The 22963-nt window shown below is 47.8% G+C and carries 22 protein-coding genes and 2 riboswitches; of the genes, 7 read left to right on the plus strand and 15 right to left on the minus strand.

Annotation, left to right across the window (positions count from 1 at the left end; genetic code table 11):
- Nucleotides 1-289: 289 nt before the first annotated feature.
- The gene (locus tag ODZ53_RS28330; RefSeq protein ID WP_372681655.1) at nucleotides 290-2344 is read left to right on the plus strand and encodes a methyl-accepting chemotaxis protein; all 2055 of its coding nucleotides are present in this window, start codon (nucleotides 290-292) and stop codon (nucleotides 2342-2344) included.
- A 54-nt stretch (nucleotides 2345-2398) separates the two neighbouring features.
- Here ODZ53_RS28330 and gcvH read toward each other — a convergent pair whose 3' ends face one another.
- The 7 genes from gcvH to ODZ53_RS28365 form a co-directional block, all read right to left on the minus strand.
- Nucleotides 2399-2779 carry a glycine cleavage system protein GcvH gene (gcvH, locus tag ODZ53_RS28335; protein ID WP_007726364.1) on the minus strand — a complete coding sequence of 127 codons (381 nt, stop codon included), beginning with the start codon at nucleotides 2777-2779 and terminating at the stop codon, nucleotides 2399-2401.
- A 59-nt stretch (nucleotides 2780-2838) separates the two neighbouring features.
- Nucleotides 2839-3291 (minus strand): redoxin domain-containing protein, encoded by a 453-nt coding sequence (locus ODZ53_RS28340; RefSeq protein ID WP_064201510.1) that lies wholly within the window; start codon nucleotides 3289-3291, stop codon nucleotides 2839-2841.
- A gap of 33 nt (nucleotides 3292-3324) precedes the next feature.
- Nucleotides 3325-4515 (minus strand): aminotransferase class I/II-fold pyridoxal phosphate-dependent enzyme, encoded by a 1191-nt coding sequence (locus ODZ53_RS28345; RefSeq protein ID WP_041749626.1) that lies wholly within the window; start codon nucleotides 4513-4515, stop codon nucleotides 3325-3327.
- Nucleotides 4512-4877, minus strand: a complete 366-nt coding sequence (locus ODZ53_RS28350; RefSeq protein ID WP_372681658.1) for an arsenate reductase family protein — start codon at nucleotides 4875-4877, stop codon at nucleotides 4512-4514. The genes ODZ53_RS28345 and ODZ53_RS28350 overlap by 4 nt, the downstream gene beginning before the upstream one ends.
- A gap of 123 nt (nucleotides 4878-5000) precedes the next feature.
- Nucleotides 5001-5783, minus strand: coding sequence for a hypothetical protein (locus ODZ53_RS28355; RefSeq protein WP_372681660.1), 783 nt, complete (start codon nucleotides 5781-5783; stop codon nucleotides 5001-5003).
- A gap of 83 nt (nucleotides 5784-5866) precedes the next feature.
- Nucleotides 5867-6058 carry a hypothetical protein gene (locus tag ODZ53_RS28360; protein ID WP_372681662.1) on the minus strand — a complete coding sequence of 64 codons (192 nt, stop codon included), beginning with the start codon at nucleotides 6056-6058 and terminating at the stop codon, nucleotides 5867-5869.
- A gap of 46 nt (nucleotides 6059-6104) precedes the next feature.
- Nucleotides 6105-6917: a DUF2797 domain-containing protein gene (locus ODZ53_RS28365; RefSeq protein ID WP_372681664.1), complete on the minus strand. Its 813-nt coding sequence runs from the start codon at nucleotides 6915-6917 to the stop codon at nucleotides 6105-6107.
- A 141-nt stretch (nucleotides 6918-7058) separates the two neighbouring features.
- Here ODZ53_RS28365 and ODZ53_RS28370 point away from each other — a divergent pair, with 141 nt between their 5' ends.
- Nucleotides 7059-7760, plus strand: a complete 702-nt coding sequence (locus ODZ53_RS28370) for a polysaccharide deacetylase family protein (protein ID WP_372681666.1) — start codon at nucleotides 7059-7061, stop codon at nucleotides 7758-7760.
- Nucleotides 7761-7819: 59 nt separating this feature from the next.
- On the opposite strand, the gene ODZ53_RS28375 is transcribed toward ODZ53_RS28370, so the two are convergent.
- Nucleotides 7820-8548, minus strand: a complete 729-nt coding sequence (locus ODZ53_RS28375; protein ID WP_372681668.1) for an amino acid ABC transporter ATP-binding protein — start codon at nucleotides 8546-8548, stop codon at nucleotides 7820-7822.
- Between the two features lie 207 nt (nucleotides 8549-8755).
- On the opposite strand from ODZ53_RS28375, the gene sppA reads away from it, so the two are divergent.
- The 5 genes from sppA (at nucleotide 8756) to ODZ53_RS28400 (ending at nucleotide 13392) form a co-directional block, all read left to right on the plus strand.
- Complete coding sequence (sppA, locus tag ODZ53_RS28380; protein ID WP_064201516.1) at nucleotides 8756-9721, plus strand: signal peptide peptidase SppA; 966 nt, start codon at nucleotides 8756-8758, stop codon at nucleotides 9719-9721.
- 29 nt (nucleotides 9722-9750) lie between these two features.
- Nucleotides 9751-10242, plus strand: a complete 492-nt coding sequence (locus tag ODZ53_RS28385) for an RDD family protein (protein ID WP_372681670.1) — start codon at nucleotides 9751-9753, stop codon at nucleotides 10240-10242.
- Nucleotides 10243-10359: 117 nt separating this feature from the next.
- Nucleotides 10360-11370 carry a CAP domain-containing protein gene (locus tag ODZ53_RS28390; RefSeq protein ID WP_372681672.1) on the plus strand — a complete coding sequence of 337 codons (1011 nt, stop codon included), beginning with the start codon at nucleotides 10360-10362 and terminating at the stop codon, nucleotides 11368-11370.
- Nucleotides 11371-11640: 270 nt separating this feature from the next.
- Entirely contained in the window at nucleotides 11641-12867 is a 1227-nt protein-coding gene (locus ODZ53_RS28395) for a DUF4280 domain-containing protein (protein ID WP_372681674.1), read from the plus strand.
- A gap of 15 nt (nucleotides 12868-12882) precedes the next feature.
- On the plus strand, nucleotides 12883-13392 hold the full coding sequence (locus ODZ53_RS28400; RefSeq protein WP_372681676.1) for a DNA polymerase III: 510 nt from the start codon (nucleotides 12883-12885) through the stop codon (nucleotides 13390-13392).
- A gap of 467 nt (nucleotides 13393-13859) precedes the next feature.
- Here the strand turns inward: ODZ53_RS28400 and ODZ53_RS28405 are convergent, their stop codons facing one another.
- The 7 genes from ODZ53_RS28405 to ODZ53_RS28435 form a co-directional block, all read right to left on the minus strand.
- A complete protein-coding gene (locus ODZ53_RS28405) occupies nucleotides 13860-15044 on the minus strand; it encodes an MFS transporter (RefSeq protein ID WP_372681678.1) in 1185 nt (394 codons plus the stop codon).
- A gap of 28 nt (nucleotides 15045-15072) precedes the next feature.
- Nucleotides 15073-17157, minus strand: coding sequence for an ABC transporter ATP-binding protein (locus ODZ53_RS28410; RefSeq protein ID WP_372681680.1), 2085 nt, complete (start codon nucleotides 17155-17157; stop codon nucleotides 15073-15075).
- Nucleotides 17158-17176: 19 nt separating this feature from the next.
- Nucleotides 17177-18919, minus strand: coding sequence for an ABC transporter ATP-binding protein (locus tag ODZ53_RS28415; RefSeq protein ID WP_372681682.1), 1743 nt, complete (start codon nucleotides 18917-18919; stop codon nucleotides 17177-17179).
- A 135-nt stretch (nucleotides 18920-19054) separates the two neighbouring features.
- Entirely contained in the window at nucleotides 19055-19630 is a 576-nt protein-coding gene (locus ODZ53_RS28420) for a GNAT family N-acetyltransferase (RefSeq protein WP_372681684.1), read from the minus strand.
- Between the two features lie 98 nt (nucleotides 19631-19728).
- Nucleotides 19729-20769: an S-methyl-5-thioribose-1-phosphate isomerase gene (gene mtnA, locus ODZ53_RS28425; protein ID WP_064201524.1), complete on the minus strand. Its 1041-nt coding sequence runs from the start codon at nucleotides 20767-20769 to the stop codon at nucleotides 19729-19731.
- Nucleotides 20766-21995, minus strand: a complete 1230-nt coding sequence (gene mtnK / locus ODZ53_RS28430) for an S-methyl-5-thioribose kinase (protein WP_372681687.1) — start codon at nucleotides 21993-21995, stop codon at nucleotides 20766-20768. The genes mtnA and mtnK overlap by 4 nt, the downstream gene beginning before the upstream one ends.
- Nucleotides 21996-22178: 183 nt before the next feature.
- A riboswitch (SAM riboswitch) is annotated at nucleotides 22179-22324 on the minus strand.
- 96 nt (nucleotides 22325-22420) lie between these two features.
- A complete protein-coding gene (locus tag ODZ53_RS28435; RefSeq protein ID WP_372681689.1) occupies nucleotides 22421-22579 on the minus strand; it encodes a hypothetical protein in 159 nt (52 codons plus the stop codon).
- A 140-nt stretch (nucleotides 22580-22719) separates the two neighbouring features.
- Nucleotides 22720-22896: riboswitch (SAM riboswitch) on the plus strand.
- Nucleotides 22897-22963: the final 67 nt, after the last annotated feature.

Raw genomic sequence — 22963 nt, forward strand, 5'->3', positions numbered from 1 at the left:
ATTCACCAAATGAACGTCCATGTCCGTTTTTTGGTCGAAACTTTTGTCTGTATCCGCATTGTAGCTTATATGCCCACTAACACTCCACCCGCAAATGCTACCAATAAATAAACCGAAGTAAGATTTGGTTTATCCATTTTACTCGATTTGCTTAGATTCATGCAACATTTTCTGACTAGTATGAATATTTTCCTTCATTTGCCTAAATCCATCATAAAAGCTAGTCTTAATCTATCCGATAATAAGGAATAATAATCATTTTAGTAAAATTCAAAAGGAGAGCGGTTTCATGCTTCGTTTCAAAAGTCTTCGTGCTCGAACCCTGACCATTACCCTGCCTGTCATTATCTTGACACTTTTGCTTGTCGTGGGCATCGGTTTCTGGTTCTCTGTCGACCAACTGAATCGGGAAATTGAAGACAAACTCAATAATCAGCTAGATATGGTCGGCAGTAATGTAGAAAAGCAATTGGAAGCCCATAGCAAGGTAACGTTGAGTATGGCTCGCTTTATTGAAATGGGTCCTATTACAAATTCGCTGGAGCAGTTAAATTCCCTGCTGTCCAAGACTGTTCTCATTAATGATACGACGGTTGGAATGGGAATTTTCATGGAACCTTACGCTTTAGACCCGAACAAGAAACTCGTTGCTACTTACGGGGCTAAGACAGACGGCAAGGTTAACATTACAGGTGAGTACAGCAGTGATTCTTATAACTATCCAAATCAAGACTGGTACAAGGTCGGTATTTCAACCAAAAAGGAAACCGATTATTCCGAGCCGTACTTTGACGAGGTTTCCAAGGTCTCCATGTTGACGGTAGTCGCGCCTTTTTACACGCCGGATAAAAAGCTTCTGGGTGTGGCCACAGACGATATTACACTCACTGACGTGGAAAAACTCGTCTCCAGTACAAAAGTAGGCGAAACAGGCTGGGCCTTTTTGGTGGATCAAAAAGGGAGATACCTCGCCCATCCTCAAGCAGACAAGCTCATGAATCATTCCGTTCAATCTGACGAGAATGCCTCCTTGGCAGCAATCGGTCCTTCTCTTCTAGAAGAGAAATCAGGAATGAAGACGTTTACCGATGAAAACGGCACCAATCGTGTTTATTTTCAAGAGCTCGGAGATACAAACTGGACAATCGCTCTCGTGATGCCAGAAAAAGAAATTGCCGATCCACTCTATGACTTGTTCTTTCAGCTTTGTACGGTGAGTCTGATCGGTCTGTTGATCATGATTGCTGTCATTTATTACTTCAGCAAATACTTGACCAAACAAATCGATCGCGCCAACCAGCTCGCGCATGCCCTATCCAATGGGGATTTTACCGCTTCCATGGATATTCAGACAGCTGATGAGATGGGGGTTATGGCAAATCGCTTCAACTCCATGACGGCAACCTTGTGCGAAACGCTAGGTCAAGTAAGCTTCAACGCTCAACAGGTTGCTGCTACGTCTGAACAATTGATGGCAAGTGCGGAACAGACGAGCAAAGCAACAGAGCAGATCGCTCAATCCGTTCAAGAAATTGCCTACGGTACGGAGCAGCAGGTGGACGCGACCGTTCAAGGCTATGAGGTTATCAACGAGATTGCCGTCCACATCGAAACGATGGAAAAAGGCATTGAGGATGTAAATCTCTCTACACAAGAAGCGAACCGCCAAGCCACAGATGGCAATCAGATGGCAACCAAAACGGTCGAGCACATGGATGTGATCCATAGCCAGATGGCTAAGACCTCCACCATTGTCAATGCGCTAGGCCAACGCTCCCAAGAGATTGGAGAAATGATCTCACTCATCACGACGATCGCCAATCAAACCAACCTGCTCGCTCTGAACGCCGCTATCGAAGCAGCGCGCGCCGGAGAACAAGGACGAGGCTTTGCGGTTGTAGCCGACGAGGTGCGCAAGCTGGCGGAGCAGTCGAGCTCAGCCGCCGAGCAGGTCGGTCACATCGTCACGGTGATTCAGCAGGACACAGGCTCAGCAATTGCGGCAATGAATCATGGCGCTGCTATTTTGGGAGAAGGCATGACTCTCGTTCGCTCAACAGGAAATGCATTTGAGCAAATTACGGGCTCCACGTCGGAGTTGCTTGTCCGCATGAATGAAGTGACAACGGAAATGAGCAAGATCAGTCAGCAAATGCAATCGATTGTATCCGCCATTACACATATTACACAAATCGCAGAGCAATCAGCCGGTAACTCTCAAACCGTTGCAGCAGCAGCGGAAGAGCAAACCGCTTCCATGGAGGAAATCTCTTCGGCTGCAACGATGCTCGCGAAAATGGCAGAAGAGCTTAATGATGCAGTACGAACATTCAAGTTGGAGTAGTTCGTCCATACACAAAGAAAAGCCGGAGCACAAAAGCCCCGGCTTTTTTGTTTCCTATTCTTTTACCATCGCTTCGTATTTGTCTGCATCCATCAGCTTGTCCAACTCAGCTGTATCAGACAATTCGACGACGATCATCCATGCTTGCTCGTATGGCGAAGAGTTAACCAGTTCAGGTGCGTCTTCCAGTTCGCCATTTACTTCTACTACTTTACCAGTTACAGGAGCGTACAGTTCAGAAACGGTTTTTACCGATTCCACGCTGCCAAACGGCTCATCCTGTTGGATTGTCGCGCCTACCTCAGGCAACTCGACAAACACGATGTCACCCAGCTCTGCTTGAGCAAAAGAAGTGATTCCGATGTACGCCTTGTTTCCTTCTACTCGCACCCACTCATGCTCTTCACTGTAACGTAGATTTTTCGGGAATTCCATCGTTTACATATCCTCCTATCGGGTACAATCCATTACACATACATAATTAGACGAACATTCTAGGATTCCTCTTTGATCCCCAAAATTCTGAACAAGCGTTTTTTTACCAGTTGAAGACCCTTCTCTCCTGCCTGAAAATGACGTAACTGAAGAGTCTGGTCAAACAAATAAAAAGCGGGGACGTATTCATTCTGGAATGCATCGGCTATCTTTCTATCATTATCGATTGCAATAGGGTGTGTCAAATGTTGTTCTGCAATCGCCTTCTTGATCATCTCGATATCTGTATCTTTTTCCGAATGAGGCGTATGAATTCCAATGACCTTCAAACCGTTAGCAGCGTATTGGTCTCGCCATTCATTTATGCTTGGCATCGATTCCTTGCACATGTAACAACTGACGGACCAGATGTGCACCAAAACAGGATTTCCAGCCAAATCAGCTTTGGTTGCTTGCCCGTTGATCCACTCCGTAATCCCAGGAAAGTCAGGCATTTCTTCGCGCAAACGCATGAAAGCTCATCCCCTCTTTTTTGACTTCAACCGTTACACACTTGTTTTCATGCGAAGAATCCCGGATTGATCAATGGCAGCCACCGCCTCTAACAGGATCTCAGGAGGTTGGACGAGGGCAATTCGTACATACCCTTCTCCTTCTTCACCGAAGGCACTTCCCGGAACGACCACGACCCCGGCTTGCTCCAGTAAAGCGAAGGCAAACTCTCGTGACGTCCAGCCGTTTGGTACAGCTGCCCAAACGAACATGGTCGCCTTGGGAGATGGAATGCTCCATCCTGCCTTTGCCAATGCCCCCAGCAGCACATCACGCCGTTCCTGGTAAACGGGCGCGACTGTGTTTTCCCCACCCGATTCCCGATCCTTTCGCAAAGCCTCAATGGCCATTTGTTGTACAGGCAAAAAGACGCCGTAATCGATATTCGATTTTACGATCGCAAGCGGCTTGATGATGTCTGCATTCCCTACAACGTAAGCGATCCGGCAGCCTGCCATGTTGAAGCTCTTGGAGAACGAATTAAATTCAATTCCCACTTCCTTCGCTCCCGGTACTTGCAAAAAGCTCGGCGCTTGGTAGCCGTCAAACACCATCTCCGAATAGGCCAAATCATGAACCACGATAATGTCAAAACGCTTGGCAAAAGCCACGACCTCTTCAAAAAAGGCAAGGGTAGCGACAGCGGAAACCGGATTATTCGGATAGTTCAGAATCATAAACGTTGCACGAGCCGCAATCTCCTCTGGAATGTCTGTCAGCTTTGGCAAAAATTCATTTTCTGCCCGCAGAGGCATTCGGTAAGGTACCGCTCCCGCCAAGTGAAGACTGCCTTCGTAGATCGGATACCCAGGATCAGGTACGAGAACGATATCTCCAGGATCGGTCCATGCCAAAGCAAAGTGAGCCAAACCATCCTGTGAACCCATCAAGGAATGAACCTCCCCATCCGGCGCCAGCTCCACCCCAAAACGATATTGATACCAGCGGGCGACCTCTTCTCGGAAGGCCGCCGTCCCCTCGCTCAACGGATAGCGAAAAGAGTTTGGTTGCCAGATAGCATGGATTAGCGTTTGCAGAAGCTTCTCGTCAGGCTGCTGATCAGGACTGCCGATGCTCAAGTCGTATACCGTTCTTGTTTTGGCAACTTCCCTTTTGCGAGCATCCATTTCTGAAAAAATATCGGCGGAAAGATGGTTCAGTCTTTTGGAAGGTTGGCGCATCATGCCTTCCCTCCCCAAGCCTTCTCCAGTTCTTCTTCTTTGAAACCAAGGGTTACGGTACGATCACTTGCGATCAGAGGCCGTTTGATCAGCTTGCCATTGGAAGCCAACAGCTCAAGCATTTCATCTTCTGACATCGTAGGAAGCTTGTCCTTCAAGCCCAGCTCGCGGTATTGGACTCCACTCACATTGAAAAACTTGCGCAAATCGAGGCCGCTTGTCTGCCAAATTTGGCGTAGCTCTTCTATGGACGGCGGTGCATCTACGATCGGAATTTCTTCGAAGCCAATATTTTGATCCGCTAGCCATTTTTTCGCTTTACGGCATGTATCACATTTGTTGTATAGATAGGCTTTCATCGTCATATTCATTTCCTCGCTTTTGGTTTATGTCGTCGTTTCTTTCATTGTAAAAGAAGTACACCTAGCGGACAACGTTTACCGTATTGTAAAACGTCACGCCAGATTCTGCAGTTTCCGGTACTTCAATCAGCAAGTAATTATTAAGTATGGAACGATCTGCCCCTTCTCCAAATTCATACGTTTGATAACGGACGAGCATTTCTTCCATCCAGATTCTAATTCCCTCAATCTCCACCGAATCTGTTTCGCTCGGGATGTTTTGATCAAGAGATAGGTTTTGCCGTTTAGAGAGGTGTTAAATGACTCGCCCTGACTGTTTTGAATAAGCGGCTTCGCCCACGCTTGGATTTGCAAATCGGCTTCGGCTAGCTCCATCACACGATAGGTTGGATACATATCTTTCGGCAGCAGGTCTTGCCCTTGCTCCACATCCGTCCTATATCCAGCTGTCATGTTGTACCCTTCTACCGTCCACATTTGATGATGATTACTCCTTTTTTTCAACGTCACCTCGTACAGCATGCCGTCTATCGTCGCTACAAGGATTCTCCTGGGATTTAATTGACTGCCTATCGTTTGAAAGCTCTCGATTTCCGTTTTCAACTTACTCTGCACAAAACGGCGGAGAACTTTTTTGTAGCTATAGTTGTCCGGATCTTTTTGCATTTGTAACAGCTCAGCTTCGTTATACTCGAGGCCTACACCCTTGTCGTCTGTCCAATCAAACGCTTCAACAACGGCGTCACGGTCCACCAACTTCTGACTCGCTTGTGTGGAAGTAATCGGCGTTTCAAGTGCTGCTTTTTTCGTATTCATATTTCCGATCTGCTTTGCACCGATTTCGTACATCCCCCACATGCAACCGATTAGCACCATCGCTACCCAAAAAGAATGCAACCAGACTCGCATACGTCTGCCTCCTCACGTATTCACCGTACTAAACAAAAACGACAGCCATCACGTTCCTCTGGCTGTCGTTCATAAGTAAGCTGCTATTTCGGCAAGTTGCTTTCATTGCTCCTGCGATCCGCAGTCTCTTCTGCATTGGTCTGAGCATCCGGATTTACCTGCCACATTTGCGAAAGCGGCGAGAAGGGCACCCCTAGTTGCTTGACATCCTGATTTTCCACTGCCTCAGCCAGTGTCCCGGTTAAAGGCATGGTGTACTCAATGTGCTCATCCATCTGCCATCCTCCTTCACATGTCCTAGTGTGAGGAGTTTGCAGGTCATTATGCAGACGGTTTTGCTTTGATCTCGACTTGGTAGCCAGCGTGCTTTCTTACCTGGAATACACCCGTTTCAAAAATCAAATACTGTGCTTTCACACCGATCAATCGCCCGCCGAGTTGTTCTTCTTTATCGAGCGTCTTGGAATTAATTTTATCCAGTGACTCCAAGATCGGATAAGCAATGTCTACCCATTCGTCCTCACGATATTGGAATGCTTTAAACTGTTCAGGAAAATGACCGTACACTTCGTCACGCATGGCGAGCAAGTCGATTTCCTTCACATCTCCCTTGAGCATTTTGCGCCAGTTGGTCTTGTCCGGCAAAAACTGACTCAAGTGGAATTCAAGCTCCCCAGCCATCCGACGAGTAGGAACCTCTGCAATCGGAATCGCGCGAATTGCGCCTTGATCCACCCAGCGTCTTAATTCATTATGCTTGCGAGTCAATCCTACCTTTATATCACTCGACACTGCCAGATAGACAAAATGCGGAATCATGCAATATTTTTCGCCGAAGCTCTCGTCCCGGCAAGTCCCCAAGTCAAAATGACATTCATGCGGCTTGACGATGCATAAGTCATTTTCCGGCAGCTTGGTAAAACAGGGATAGCAATACCCGCTGTTAAACGTCTTGTTTGTTTTGCGGCCACAGGCAATGCAATTTTTTTCGCCTAAAAACGAAATCGTCAATTCACTGCCCAGCCATTCATTAAGCGGAAGGCGATACCCGCCGATATTCAAATAGTAATCTACCGGCTTGTCCCCTCCATGGTACTCGTGTGTTAGTCCTTGCAAAATACCGCGGAGTTCCACCAAACTCTCTCCTCTCCTATGTACGGTTCTTCCATTTTAACATAACCGCCACCTACTCTGACCGCTGTTTTCTTTTGGTAGCATGTTTTCCCTAGCAGGAGGTGAACCTAATCACATCCCAGAAGAAGGAGGCGATTGTTCATGCGCAACTACATACGATACGCCTTGCTACTCGTCTGCCTTCTTGGCTACGGCACCCTACCTGCTTTTGCCCAGCAAACACTGCCTTCATATGAGCCGATCCACAGAATCGACACAGAGAAAAAGGTCGTCGCTCTCACTTTTGATGATGGGCCGGATGCTATCTATACGCCCAAAATTCTTGAGGTGCTGCATCAGTACAACGTTCGGGCTACGTTTTTTGTCCTTGGCTCCCAAGTGGACAAGCATCCAAAGGTTTTGCAGTGGATTTACAAGGCTGGGCACGAAATCGGAAACCACGGCTACCACCATTTTGATCTGAACAAGCTGACCGAGCATGAAGTGTACGAAGAAATCAAGCATGCAGAACGCTCTATTTTGAAGACGACCGGCATTTTGGCGCAATACTACCGTCCACCCTACGGCATCCTGACACATGACGTCATGAGTGCGGTTCAATCCAGTGGCTACGACATCATTCACTGGTCGATTGATCCTCGTGATTGGTCTTTGGCACGTACGGCTAATGTCATTGCCAAAAGCGTCAAGAGCAATGTCTCCTCAGGGGATATCATCCTGTTTCATGACGGGGGCTTAAACCAACGGCAAACAGTCGCCGCTCTCCGGGAACTCATCACGGATTTGCGTTCGCAGGGGTATCGATTTGTTACGGTCAGTCAATTATTGGATGCAGCAAAATAATACGGCACCAGTGCCTCGTTTTTCCTGATACGAAACGAAGCAGCTGGTGCCTTTCTTTTTCACGCCAATACCTTGCCCAAGAATGAACGCAAGCGGTCGTTGGCGTTATTGCCAAAAACCTCACTGGGATGACCTTCTGCCATAATGATACCTTGATCCATAAAAATGATTCGGTCGCCCACTTCCTTGGCAAAATTCATTTCATGCGTCACGATCACCATTGTCATGCCTTCTTTGGCTAAATTTTTGATGACGGCAAGGACCTCTCCTACCAGCTCTGGGTCCAAGGCGGATGTCGGCTCGTCAAACAGCATAACCTTTGGATTCATCGCGAGCGCCCTTGCGATTGCTACTCGTTGCATTTGCCCCCCAGAAAGCCGCTCGGGATACACATCGGCCTTGTCCTGAAGCCCTACCTTCTGCAAGAGAGCCAAGCCTTGCTTGCGGGCTTCTTCCTGAGACATCTTCTTTACTTTTACAGGGGCCAGCATGACGTTTTCCAGCACCGTTTTATGCGGAAAGAGATTAAAGCGCTGAAAGACCATCCCGACCTCTTCTCTTACTTTATTTATATCGATCTTGGGGTCTGACAGATCATGTCCGTTGATGACAATCTTTCCGCTGCTCATTTCCTCCAGCTGATTCAAGCAACGTAGAAACGTGCTTTTTCCTGAGCCTGACGGGCCAATGACACAGACTACTTCCTTTTCTGCTACCTGAGTCGTAATGCCCTTCAACACTTTCAGATCGCCGTAGTTCTTCGTCAAATTCGACACCTGTATAATCATTTGTCTGTCCCCCTATTGCGATAAAACAAGCTTGATTGTGGTTCATCCCCTTTCATTTTACCTCAATAGTCTAAATATTGCATGAATTTACTATTCGGTGGGTGAATGCCAGCCTCATAGACGATCAACTCCATCCCATTTTTTCCAGTGCTTGTCGCATGCGTAACTATGCTCCCGACGGCTCATGCTAAGTGTGAGGTGGTTTTCATGCATCGAAAAAAATGGGTCGCTCTTGTAATCGTACTGGCCGTTTTTCTATTGGGGCTTCTGGTGGAAGGTATTTACGGGACTTATACAGATCTCGTCGACCATCCTGGGTTCGCTTGGGAAGAAAATGTGGTATCCGGTTATGGCAACAGCAAAATTGTGCAGCTGTTTGTGAACGGCACTATTTCGGGGCAACAGAATAGCGCTGGGGTGCCTTCGATGACGGAGCTATTGACTGAACAGCTACGCCGAATTGAAGAGGATGAGCTGGTGAAAGCCGTGGTCCTTCGCATTGATAGTCCAGGTGGAGAGGTGGTCGCCACTGATGAATTACACAGACGCTTGCTACGGCTCAAGCAGGTTCGTAATCTTCCCATCGTTGTCAGCATGGGTTCCACAGCAGCCTCTGGCGGCTATTACCTGGCCACGACAGGCGATGCGATTTTTGCCAATCCCAACACACTAACTGGCAGTCTGGGCGTGATTTTCAATCTGTTTAACTATAGTGAAGCTGCGAACAAGCTGGGTGTGCATCAATACGCGATCAAAAGCGGACGCTTCAAAGACATCGGCAGTCCATCTCGGCCACTGACGGACCCAGAACGACACATTTTCCAAACACTCGTCAACGAAAGCTACAACAATTTCGTCGATGTCATCGTCAAGGGCCGCAACCTCTCCCGTCAACGCGTACTGGAAATCGCTGACGGCCGTGTCTATTCCGGTGAGCAAGCAAAACGCCTGGGACTCATCGATGAATTCGGCGATTTGGAGGAAGCGACACGCTACGCGCTCTCTTTGTCTGGAGAAAAAGAAGCCATGGTCATCCGCTATGCAGACCAGCTCTCCATCAGCAAGCTGTTATTCAGCATGAAGCAGTACTGGTCGAATCCTGATCCGCTTGGTCTCAATCGAATATGGGACCGCCAAAGCTCACCTCGCCTCCTGTATCAGTTCATGCCTTAGCCTGTTAAAAAGGAAAGGAGTGGCTTCTCATGAACCAGCTTCCCGACGATGAAAAAGCACATGATCCTATATCCCATGAGCCCTATCATGAAGCCCATCCACAGCATTCGTATGCAGGCTTCTGGATTCGTGTCGTAGCCTCGCTCCTTGATTCGATGTTCTTGATCGGGATTAGCTACCTCGTTTTCAATCCGTTACGGCGTGTTTTTTCTGTTCCTTACGCCTCTTTTCACTTCATCGATTTGGTAGAGGTTTTGTTTGATCTCCTCTATATGATCTTGTTGACTTGGTGGACCGGACAAACCTTGGGAAAGCTGATCACAGGCATCCGTGTCATCAGTGCCAAGCAGGTGCGAGGCAATCTGACAGGCGGACAAGTATTTTTACGAGAAGTCATCGGCAAATTCGTTGCTTCACTTGTGTTCGGACTGGGCTATCTATGGGTTGCCTGGCATCCACGCAAGCAAGGCTGGCATGATTTGATCGCCAAAACGTATGTCATCCGGGATCGTCGCCCGTAACCTCCGCTCTATAGCGGGGGTTTTATTTTTGCTTCCTTGGTCCCTATTTTTGTAGATGCTTCCTGCCGATACCATTACCAACAAGGCAGATTCTATCTCAACCGAGGAGGAAGATACATGCGTAAACACAAAGTAACCAGCATCCTCGCCCTGAGCCTTTCGCTGGCTCTGCTCGGCCACGTTGCCCCTGTCCTTCCTGTTTCAGCTGCAACGGCTGCCCCTCAAGCAGCAGCCGTTAAAACGAATAACGTCTATAATCTTCAACTAGGAATGAGCACAGCGCAGGTCGAACAAACATTAGGCAAGCCTGCCCGCATTGATCCTAGTCATACGGGTGTGGAATGGTGGATTTACAATCAAGATTTGAACAACTACATTCAAGTCGGTATGCAAAACGGCAAAGTTGTGACGTTGTTTACCAATGGAGCCAAGCTGAATTTGAAAGGCATCACGATTGGATCTACTACTAAAGACCTACAAAATAGCTGGGGTGCCCCGCAAGACACGCTGACGATCATGCCGAGTTTGCGTATCCAAAAGAATACCCTTGCTCATCCCACCTATATCCAAAACAATCAAGCAATCACCTTCTCTATCGATCAGCTGGGTGGAAACAAAGTCGCAGGGGTACGCATCTCTACTCCTGAGCATTTTGCCACTATTGCGATTGGCTTGATGTATCCCATTTCCTATACGACATTACCGGAACTGCCGAAACTGACAGACGTACAGATGAAGCAGGCAACGCTCGCATACGAGAAACAAAATTTGGACTTGCTCAACGTGGCGAGACAACGTGCCAAACTGCCTGTTATCACTTGGGATGAACAAGTGGCAGCAGTAGCTAGAGCACACAGCCAAGACATGGGCCAGCATAACTTTTTCAACCATACCTCCCCTTCGACGGGAAGTCCGTTTGATCGTTTGAAGCAAGCTGGCATTCGTTACAGCTCAGCTGGAGAAAATATTGCCTACGGACAGCTAGATGGAGTCGAAGCCCATATGAGCTGGATGAACTCCGCAGGCCATCGTCAAAACTTGCTCAATCCAAAATTCAAGCAGCTCGGTGTCGGCATCGTTATGAAAGATGGCCGCCCTTATTTCACGCAAAATTTTGTTACTCGGTAAGTTTTGCGTAACTGATTCAAAAGACGACCCTGTTCTCACATTTTTGGGATAGGGTCGTTTTTTGTATGTTCCATCAAAATTATATCCAAGTACCTATAGGTGCTTATTACACTCAAGACTTTCTACCTATCATTTGTGACCACTTCACATCCGATATCTCAGCGTATGGGCATTTTTCCCTTTATTTATATAGATTGGATATCAGTCATTCATCTTTCAACACAAGCATCTTCCATCTGTATAGGAATCTGCCTGAGAGGAGGAGACTGCATGCCCAATATTGAAGATATCACCGTCCAAAAATCGAATGCGGAACGCAAGAGTTACGTGGTTGTTGGTGCCATTCTATCATGTAGCAACGGCAGTAAGGTAAGTCGGTTAAAAATGCCGTTCAGTCATGGTGTTTTTGTAAAAGGGAAGCCCCAAATGAATATCATGGATTTTATCCCCAACATAAACGTCATGCCCTTTGGAAATTGCAGTAGCTTGAAAAACCCCACAGTCGCTTCTGCCACAGCATCCAACAATGGTGTACTTACACCTATGCCGTGCACACCTCTGACGACAATGCCATGGATCGATGGCAAAGCGGACAAGATGGTCGGGGATTATCCGGCATTATTGAACAAATCAACCAATATGTGCTTCCATTGTGGACTGATCAAGATTGAAGATGACGGGCAAGATTTGGGTGGGGTAACGCTAGGAGTTCAGTCGCTAGTACAAAGTGGGCCGACAGAATCCGGTTTTGGACAAGGACCAGCTTGCGAGAAGCCACAGGAAAAGCCAACCATGTGGGATAACTTCGTAAAAGGAATTTCCAAGTTGGGAGACGTTCCTGCTGCGATGCAAAAGGCTACAAGTGAGCTGCCGGGCGCTTTGGAGAAAGCCGCAAATGGTTTTCCGAAAGGTTTGCAGAAGGCGGCTGAGGATTTGCCCAAGGGCGTCAATCTGTTTGTCCAAGAAGGCTTCATAGAACCAATACAGGAAGATTTAGATACGTTGCAGGATGAGGATATCAACCTTGAGGATGCGCTTGCAATCAGCGGGCTTGCCATGCAAGCTCTGACTTTGGGAAGAAGTAAATCCATTAAGGATTTAGTGAGTGCTTTAAGAAAGGGAAAAAAGGCAACGGGTAAACCTCCAGTTCCTACAAAAACCGGTGGGGGGAGCGATCCAAATAATTTTGTAAATGAGCATGCGAAAAAACATATATACGATCCTAGTAAACCTTCCACAAAGAATAGATCCCAGTATGGTCAGGATGTTGATGTAAAAGAATTGAGAAGGGAAACCACGACCAATCCAGATAAAGCTTATACAAATTGGCCCAATCCTAATAATCCAAATCCAAATAAAATAACGAAATATTATAAGGAATTTGACGGAAATATAAGTACACCTGACACACCGACAGGAAGTCACAGGGTCTTCGAAAATTTAGATAATCCGAAAAACAGTTCCCATTTTCCTCATGTTCCTAGAAATAAAGAATAGAAAGCAGGTACACAAATGGCTATGTTTCTATATCATGCAATATTGCCTGAAGATCATGATCACCATGTTTCAATCGAAGAAATTATGGGTCGAGGGATAGACTATTCAACAAAATCTAATAACTGGTATGGGAATGGTGGGGAGATTAAATCTCAGATAGCTGATATGTTAAAACCTCTTAATACTCCTATCTGGGTGAACTTTCAGACAGCTATAGGAGTAAACTTAGAGCCTCACAAGCCGAAATCGTTTTACTTTCCTATCTTTACTGATAAAATTCTAGTTTTTGATGGGAATATTACAATGAATATATATGACCAATCATTCTATGAAGATAATAAATTCACCTTTGAAGATGCGTTGGATTTTGATACTGGTGAATCTCTTGAGCATTGGATCAAATTGTATTGGAATAGTATGATGACACTTGAAGAGTACTTGTTAAAAAAACCTTATCTAAAACCAGAAGTGTTGGTTTTTGAGTCAATACCTAAAGAGATCATAGGCGTATGTGAAAATTCGTAAATATGTGCACCTGCATGCTCTTCAATCTATAGGAGTTTTTGAAAAAAGGCTTATCGAATACCAAATAACAAATAAGCTCAATCGCATTTTTTGTAAAGAAAAAGGTACAGTCCCCCTCATCTTTTGTGAGTGACTGTACCTTTCTCAGATCAACGGTCTTTTTTGTAGCCTCTTTGTCAGTTGCTATGGCTGCGAAGTTACATTTGTAGTAGCAGGTGCAGGTGCAGACGGTTTCGGAGCCTGACCGTCATCTGAGAAAAACGGGATGATTACCAGACTGAGCACGAAAAATAAGATCCAGGCAATGCCTCTTCTGAAAATGCAAGGTGTCAGCATTGGGTAACCCCTTCCAATCATGCTGTTCTACTTACTATTCATACGCTTCCCTCCTTGATGCCCGTTTATGCTTTTTTGGGCAAAAAATAAAAGCCTCGCCAAAAACTTGGCGAAGCTTATCCACATTGTTTTTACCCCTGTTTTTGCAACGGCATTGAATACGTCTGTTCCTGGGTTGCTTTTTGCTTGAAAAACAGGCAAGCTGCCGCGAAAACAATGAGCAGCGATCCCATCAGCCAAAAGATCGTCCACGGCTCCCACACGTCCATCAGCAGACCATTCACATTCGGAGCCAAAATACTGGCGACACCAAAATTGACGCCCGCGATAATTCCTGCGGTAGGAACCATCGAGGCTGGTAATATATCTGCCGAAAAAGCCAAGCCCAGCGAGTAAAAGGAACCGACAGCCGCTCCTGCTATGGCCAACAACAGCATCATCAGCCATACGTTTTCGCCTGCAAACGGGAACAGGAAGAAAGCCAATCCCCCTACAAGCGCACACACGAGCATGACCTGCTTGCGTCCGACTCGGTCACTCAATGCCCCCAGCGGCATCTGCAAGATAATACTTCCCACGACAAACGACGGAAGGATCAAGGAAACCCATTCAACGGACAAGCCGGTACGCAAGGCGTAAACGGGAAAACTGCCGTTGAGTGACGTCTCCATGAATCCGTACAAAAACGAAGGAATCAGCGCCAGCCAGGCAAGTCGCAATACAAATGCATATTTGTTTTGCTTCTTTTCCGTTTGTTCAATCTGTGCGGGGAATTCATTTTTGATCCGGGATAATAATAAGAAGGCAATCAGATACAGAACGAGCAAGCCGCCAAAAGGTACCCAAATCCCCAAATGCAGCACGCTTAAGCCTAGTGGACCAACACTAAAGCCCACTCCATAAGCCAACCCGTAAATGGAAAGATCACGTCCACGATTCTCGGGAGCTGCGATCTTGGTCACCCACATTTGGCTTGCGTAATGTAAACCGCTATCGCCCACACCCATCAATAAACGTAATACGAACCAGACTGCCAAATGACTGAACATCGGGATGAGTGCTGTTGCAATCGTCACTAACAGCAATCCCCATAATATCGTGGCCCGGTATCCAATGCGCCGCAGTGGGATTTCTAAAAATGGATTGACCATGACCATCCCAATATACAAGGCAGCAGCATTGAGCCCGTTCATCATGGATGAAACCCCTTGTTTTTCCAATAAAACCGTCAGCATCGGGATCGTCAAGCCTTGGCTTACCCCCGCAATACCGACAGCCAAAATCAACACCCAAAAGGTGTATCGTGACTGTGACATGGTGTTGTTTCTCCTCCCTAGCCTCCTATTAAGCACTCTCTACGGAAGCACTCCCCTGCTGAAGCTGATACATTTTTTGATAAAGACCATTTTGCGCCATGAGTTCATCATGGGTACCTCGTTCCATGATTTCTCCTCGGGACAAGACAAGAATCTGGTCCGCGTGTTGAATCGTCGACAAGCGATGTGCAATGATGAATGTCGTCCTACCTTTTGATAGTACATGCAACGCTTCCTGAATGGCTAGCTCTGTTTCACTGTCAATGCTTGCCGTTGCTTCATCCAAGATCAGCATCGCGGGATCAGCTGCCAATGCACGTGCAAAAGAGATCAATTGGCGTTGACCTGCGGATAGTGTCATGCCTCGCTCGACGACTGGTTCGTCATATGCGCCCGGCAGCTTGGAGATGAATTCGTCAGCACGTACCGCTTTTGCAGCCCGCTTCACTTCTTCATCCGAAATCGTATCCTTGTACATACGAATATTGAATCCAATGCTTCCCGTAAACAAGAACGGGTCCTGCAAAACGAGGCCGACATGACTGCGCAACGAGTGCGTATCAATCTGTCTCATATCTTGTCCGTCGATTAAAATGCTCCCTTTCGTCACCGGATAGAACCCGAGCAGCAAATTCATCAAAGAGCTTTTTCCCGATCCGGTGTGCCCTACCAGCGCAATCGTTTGACCAGGCTGCGCCGTAAAGGAGACGTTTTTCAAAACGTAATCATCACCCTGATAGGCGAAAGAAACGTTATCAAAGATAACCTCACCACGCGGGCGCTCGATTTGCGCACCAGCTTCTTTTTTCTCCGGCAGCTCATCCATAATTTCAAAGACGCGTCCCGCCGAAATAGTCGCCTGCTGCATTTGCGACAACCGATTCATGATCATATTGATCGGTTCGAAAAAACGCCCCATATAATCGACAAATGCAAAAAGCGCACCGAAGGAAATCGCACTGTGGAAAGATGTAGAACCGTAATACCAGACGATCAGGGTCAAGGAAACTTTCCAGATCAAATCTACCGCTGGGCGCAAAAGCAAGGATTCCAGATTGATTTCTTTCATCCGCACCTTGAAGTAGTCTTCGTTTACATCAGCAAACTCTTTTTGTACACCTTTCTCCCGACGAAAAGCCTGCACAATCGTCATGTTCTGGATCATTTCATTGATCGTTGTGTTCATATCACCGAGCTTCGCGCGAATCACTGCATAGTAACGAGAGCTGTACCTTTGATACACGTAGACTAACAGTACGAGCACTGGCACCGTCAAAAAGCAGAAGAGGGCGAGCTCAGGCTGTAAGAGGTAGAGTGCGATCAAGATTCCAATCAAATAAAGACCGTTCTGTACAAATGTGGCGAGCACACTTACATACAGCTCACGGATGGCTTCTGTATCATTGCTCACACGGGAGACAAGCGCACCTACTGGCGTTTTGTCAAAAAAGGCAACCGGGAGCTTTTGCAAATGGATAAACAGCTTCATCCGCATTTGCTGAATGATGCGCTGTGCGATTTTTTGTAGCCACAAAATCTGGACGTAATTGAATCCAGCTGAGAGCAAGATCAGTGCCCCATAACCTACGGACAGCCAGACAATAGGCAGAACATCCCCTTGGTACATCGCCTTGACTTCCTCTGCGGTTAGCCGAATCCCTGTGGAGGACATCTTTTGACCTGATTGATCCTTCGTTGTTACCTCGAAGAGTTCCCTGCCGTTTTCTGGCGCAATCAGGGTGAATTTCTTCTCCGTATTCGGATTCACCTTGCCAGAAACCAAGTAATAAGTCGTGCCTTCTGTCAGCACAGTTACTTCTTTTGGATTGCTCCTGTCCAAAGCAAGACCTGTCTTTGCAGCGACATCTTCACGAATATAGTTCGTACCGTTCACTGAGGCGACTTGCCCCGCTGCTTGTGGTGGTACTTCGTCCAGCTGATACCAAGGCTTTTGGATCGCCAGGATGTGATTATCAATCATGACCTTGGCTAAAAAAGGCCCCGCCAGCTCTGCACTCGTTCCCAGCAAGAGCAGGAACAATGCGCCTAGTATTTGCTTTTGAAATGGCCTGGCGTACTCGGTCAAACGCCCCCATACATTTTGTTTGCTCATGAAACGTTTTCCCCCTCTCTCAACCAGCCACATCCTGCTCCATTTGCTGACGACGGTACTGCTCTGCATACCAGCCGTTGCGCTGCATCAGCTCGTCATGTGTCCCCTGCTCGACGATCTGCCCCTCATCCAGCACGAGAATCAGCTGTGCGTGCTGTACGGCAGACAGACGATGAGCAGTAATAATGGTCGTTTTATCCGCGCGCTCCTGTCGCAGATGACGAAGGATACTCTCCTCCGTCCGCGCGTCCACAGCCGATAGTGAATCATCGAGAATCAGAATACCCGCATCCATTAAGAGAGCGCGTGCAATGGAAATGCGCTGTTTTTGCCCCCCGGAGAGGGTGACCCCCTTCTCTCCAACCATGGTTTGCAATCCCTCTCTGAATTGGGCCAAATCTCTCTTCATCTCCGCAAGCTCCAGCGCATGCATCACTTCCTCGGTCATCGCTTGTGGTTTCCCGAATGCAACATTTTCGGCAATCGTCCGTGAGAACAGCAAATGCTCCTGAGGCACGTAGCCGATTTTTTCCCGCAGCGTATCAAAAGCGAGTCCTTCGATTGGGATGCCCCCGATAAACAGGACTTGTTCCTTCATCTGATATTGATGCAACAAGGCACGGCACAACGTCGACTTGCCGCTTCCCGTCCTCCCGACAATCCCAAGCGTCTCTCCTTCACCCAAACGAAACGAGATGTCGGTGAGTGCTGGCTTGTCAGTGCCCGGATACGTAAAGGAAAAATGGCGTGCTTCTACGGTATTGGCGATTTGGCTCGTGACTGGATTCGTTGCTTCCGTCACATCTGGCTGCTCCACCATTAGCTCTGTAAAGCGTTTGTGGGATGCGCCACCGCGTTGCAACACATTAACCAGCCAACCAAAAGCGAACATCGGCCAAATTAAAAGTCCCAGGTACAAATTGAACGCAACCAAATCTCCTAAGGAGATAGCACTAGTGAACACCAAATACGTGCCATAGCCCAGCCCGATCAAAAAGCTGAAGCCAATAATAATCGCGATCGTCGGCTCGAACAGGGCGTCGATCCGCGAAACGCTCACATTTCGCTCCAACGTTTTTTCACTGACCCGGCGATATGCCTCAATATCGGCCTTTTCCTGAACAAATGCTCTCAATACCCGAACGCCCGATACGGATTGTTGAACATGATCATTCATCTCTCCGAAAGCTTCCTGTGCCAAGTAAAAGCGATCATGCAGCAACTTTCCATAGTACGCCGTTGACCAAGCCAAAAACGGCATCGGGATCAGCGCAGCCAGCGTCAGCTTCCACTCAATCGCGGTCACCATGACGCCTAGCGTCAACACGGTCATGAACAACGCATCGACAAGCGTAAGCACCCCTGTACTCGCCGTTTGTTCAATGGCAGGAATGTCGTTGGTAGCCACGGCCATCAGATCACCACTGCGTTTGCGATGAAAAAACGACGGGGTCATTCTGGTCAAATGGGCAAACAGTCGCTCACGTAGCGTTCTTTCCAGAATCAAGGCTCCCCCATTTAACAAGTACCGCCAAAGAAACCGCAACCCATACAAGCTCACACCCAATACGAGCAAGATGACCACTGTTTGCGTCAAGTCAGCGTCCGTCAGGGAGCTGTTGCGAATCGAATCCACCGTATCCCCGATTAATTTCGGCGGCCATAGCATGAGGACATCGATGACAAACAGCACAGAGATTCCAATGACGTATCGCTTCCAATAGGCACGAAAAAACCAAGATAATTGCCGAAGTGTCTGCATGTAAATCACCTCTATTTATTTAGACCTAACAGCACGACTAAAAAAGGGCTTGCGAATCACGCGCAGCCCTCTTGATCTGTCTTCACCATCGTAATTTACAGAATTTTCATTGTCAATCAATGCATACAGTTCAATCTAAGATTTTTTATCGGTTTTCCAGTCAAGCCATTCCTCTTTTAGCAGGCTGTAAGTGGCATGATCCACGTAATGATCGTAAAGGAATTCATTCCGGCGCAGTATCCCTTCCAGTTGAAACCCTAATCGTTCCGGGATCGATCTGCTCTTGTAGTTTTCCGTAGCAGCCTGAATCGTTACTTTTTCCAAATCCCATGACCCGAAGATCAACACGTCCAAGTAGGTCGCCACTGCTTCTGTCATCAGGCCCTTTCCCTGAAATTGCGTACCCAGCCAATAGCCAATGGACGTCTTTTTGTTGATCCAATCCACCGTATGTACGCCGACTGTGCCAGCCAGACGTCCTTGGTACCAAATACCATAGTGGATGCCGCGATTATCGTTGTACTGATGAATCGTCGCTTGGATGAATTGGCGAGAATCCTCTACCTTCTTCGTATAATTCAGCCACGGCAGCCATTCCATAAGTTTCTCCCGGTTCGAATCCGTAAGCAAAAATAACTCCTCAGCATCAGCTACTTCTAATTGTTTCAGGTACGTATCTTCATTGGTGGCTATCTGTTGGATCGTTTGCATACGAATCTCCCCTTTTCTTGGATATTTTACTGGAAAACGCCAAAATGAGCAAAAAGCGCCCGCCAGCAACAATAGGCGAACGCATATAAAAATGTCTTTTACTTTTTGCTATTGCCGATCTCTTCCGGCTTGAAAATGCCTGTCTCCGTAACGATCGCTGTAATGTACTTCGCAGGCGTTACATCGAACGCAGGATTGTACACCTTGATATCGTCTGGAGCTACCTGTTTGCCCAAACCATGGGTAATTTCCTCGGCTGGACGCTCTTCAATCGGAATATCTGCGCCTGTCGGTGTGTCCAAATCGACGGAGGACAAGGGAGCTGCCACGTAAAAAGGAATGCCGTGAGCTTTTGCCAATACCGCTACCCCATACGTACCGATTTTGTTGGCGACATCGCCGTTCGCTGCTACGCGGTCTGTCCCTACGATGACAGCCTCTACTTTTCCTTGGGACATGACCATCGCCGCCATGTTGTCGCAGATCAGCGTTACATCAATCCCTGCTTGCTGCAATTCGAATGCAGTAAGACGAGCTCCTTGTAGAACAGGACGGGTTTCATCCGCGTACACCTTCAGGTTCCAACCGCGTTCCTTTGCCAAATAAAAGGGAGCAGTAGCCGTACCGTACGCTGCTGTAGCCAATGCCCCTGGATTACAGTGCGTGAGAATTCCCATACCGTCATGCAACAGAGTGAGCAGATGCTCCCCGATGGTCCGGCATACTTCAGCGTCTTCCTTTTGAATCGCCAATGCTTCATCGAGTACTGCCGCCTTCAACTCGGCAATCGACGCACCGCTTGCTTTTTCAACACGAGCCTTAATGCGATCCAATGCCCAGAACAGATTCACTGCTGTCGGACGGGACGAGCCCAGGTAGTCTGCCTGCTGGTTCAATTCCTGCCAAAAATCGTCGTAGTTACTCGCTTCACTGCCACGAATGCCCAGGTAGAGCCCGTAAGCTGCCGCCATGCCAATGGCTGGTGCGCCACGTACTTCCAAGCGTCGGATGGAACCCCATACTTGCTCGGAGGTGGTCAAGTTCAAATAGATCGTTTCTACTGGCAGACGCGTCTGGTCAAGCAAGACCAATGCGTCATTCTCCCACTTTACAGGTGCCAATTGAGTGCTGGTTGTCATACTGCTGTAGCCTCCTGGTAGTAGCGTTCAGTTATTGTGCGTACGATGTCCGTGATATCTGTCGATTCCTCGATGCCGCCGCGACCGAGAATCAGCGCTTCTCCAATCGTGAGTGCCAGACGCTCTGCTTCTGCGCGAGTCTGGTCGTCTTCGATGGCATTCAGGTCCGCTACGCCTGCCAAGCCAATGACACGACGCAAGATTTTGCATCCGGCATAGCCTGCTGTATCCTGAATCAGGCGCTTCACGTAGCTTTGCCACAGTCCTTCGACATGGGCGCTGCGCTCTTTGGCGTGCTTGTGCCAGAGTTGAACGAATTGCGAAACGAATTCATTCCAGACATCCTCGACTGTTTCCAGTAAGTATTCGCGGTACGCTTCCCGTTCTCCTTGATCTTTTTGCAGACCGTGCTGTCCTGCGTAGTTGAGCAGCAGATTGGCTATAATCGCCCCAATGTCAAAGCCGATTGGGCCGTAGTAAGCGAACTCTGGATCGATTGCTTTTAGGCTGTTTTCCGTGATGAAAATACTTCCGGTATGCAAGTCACCATGCAGCAGTGCCTCCGAGCGCGTAAGGAAATCGTATTTCAGCTTGGCGATTTCCAGCTTCAGCGGCCTGTTGTTCCAGATCGCCTCGACTTCGCGGCGGATCAACGGGTTGAAGTCGTTAGTAGGCGCATTTTCATACGGATCGGTAAAGACGAGATCTTCTGTGATTTTGCATAATTCTGGATTTATGAATGTTCCGACTAGCGTTTTTTTATCGTATGGATGTGCGCCCAGATCGGATGTGAAGAACAACGTTTGCGCGAGAAAACGGCCAATTTGTTTCGCGAATAGCGGATACCGCTTTCCTTCGATCAACCCTTTACGCATGATGATGTGGTCCCCGACGTTTTCCATGACGGTCAACGCAAGTTCCCCATCGAAATGATACACCTGTGGCACCAAGTCCGGAACGTATTTGTGCTGAATCCGGAGTGCCTCGCTCTCGATGCGAGCCCGATCAATCGTAAGCGGCCAAGATTCCCCCACAACGCGGGCAAAAGGCAGTGCTTGCTTAACAATGACGCTCTTACCCGTTGCTGGCTCTTGAATGTCAAAAACCAGATTGAGGTTGCCATCCCCGATTTCTCGGCTGGTCAGCTCTGCTCCTTCGCTAAAAAGACTCGGTATTCCCTTTACGTACTCTACTGCTTCCTGTTCAGTCAATGCGCGATATGCCATGATTCCAAAACTCCCCTCTACGTATTTTTCCTCTATCTCTACTTGTTTTGTTTGTGTCCCAAGAGTATTAGAAAACTGGGCTTCGCCAAGCTTTTTGGTGAAGCCTTCGTTGCACGAAAAAAGACCTCTTTTCCCGAAGAAAAGAGGTCGCTGTCGTCACGTGTAAGAACCGTGTTGATGTCCCCCTTATCTTCCAGACCACTTTTGTTTCTGCAGGAATTAGCACCGTGCATGTCGCCTGTTAATCAGTCGCTTTCTCGCGTCTGAATGGCGTCATGTCGGTTGCCGGGTATCATCGGGCCAGTCCCTCCACCTTCTCTGGATAAGGTATCCAAAACGTATTCGGTTTTTGATTTAGTTTGAATCATACAACCAACGCTTCCACGATGTCAACACCCTTTTGTGCAAAAATTCGCACCTTGCTATCAATAGCTGTATGGTGTTCCGGATGCCGCAGGTCGCTCCCAATTCCACCAGTCTACCTTCCCTAAAAACGCTGCTGTTATCGACTTTTCTGCCTTGAGCTTCAGCAGTTCTTTCGTAGGTCCGGTGAGTCCTCCAGACCACTTTCCCAAGCCCTTCACACCCTTTCACCCCTTGCCACGAAGGAATTGTAAAAAAGTTTCATCTTCGTCTCATTTTTCTAATAATCTCCTGCACATTCTCTGCAAAAACAAGGATTGACTCCTGACAATGAACGTCATATCATGGGGGAAACGAATAACTCTTATCGCGAGCTGGCTGAGGGACTGGCCCTATGATGCCCGGCAACCGGCGCTATACCATGAATCGTACGCTCATCATGCGTACCTTGGATAGCGAAACGGTGCTAATTCCAACGGATAAGAGTCGAGATCGAGCAATTTGGGCTCGTTTCGGCTACTGACCCGAGAGATGAGAGGAGACGAGACGCTTTCATAGTCGACAACCGCCTCCCCGCTCAATGGGGAGGCTTTTTTTATTAATTC

The sequence above is a fragment of the Brevibacillus sp. BD137 genome, assembly GCF_041644655.1.
Taxonomy (GTDB): Bacteria; Bacillota; Bacilli; order Brevibacillales; family Brevibacillaceae; genus Brevibacillus; species Brevibacillus brevis_D.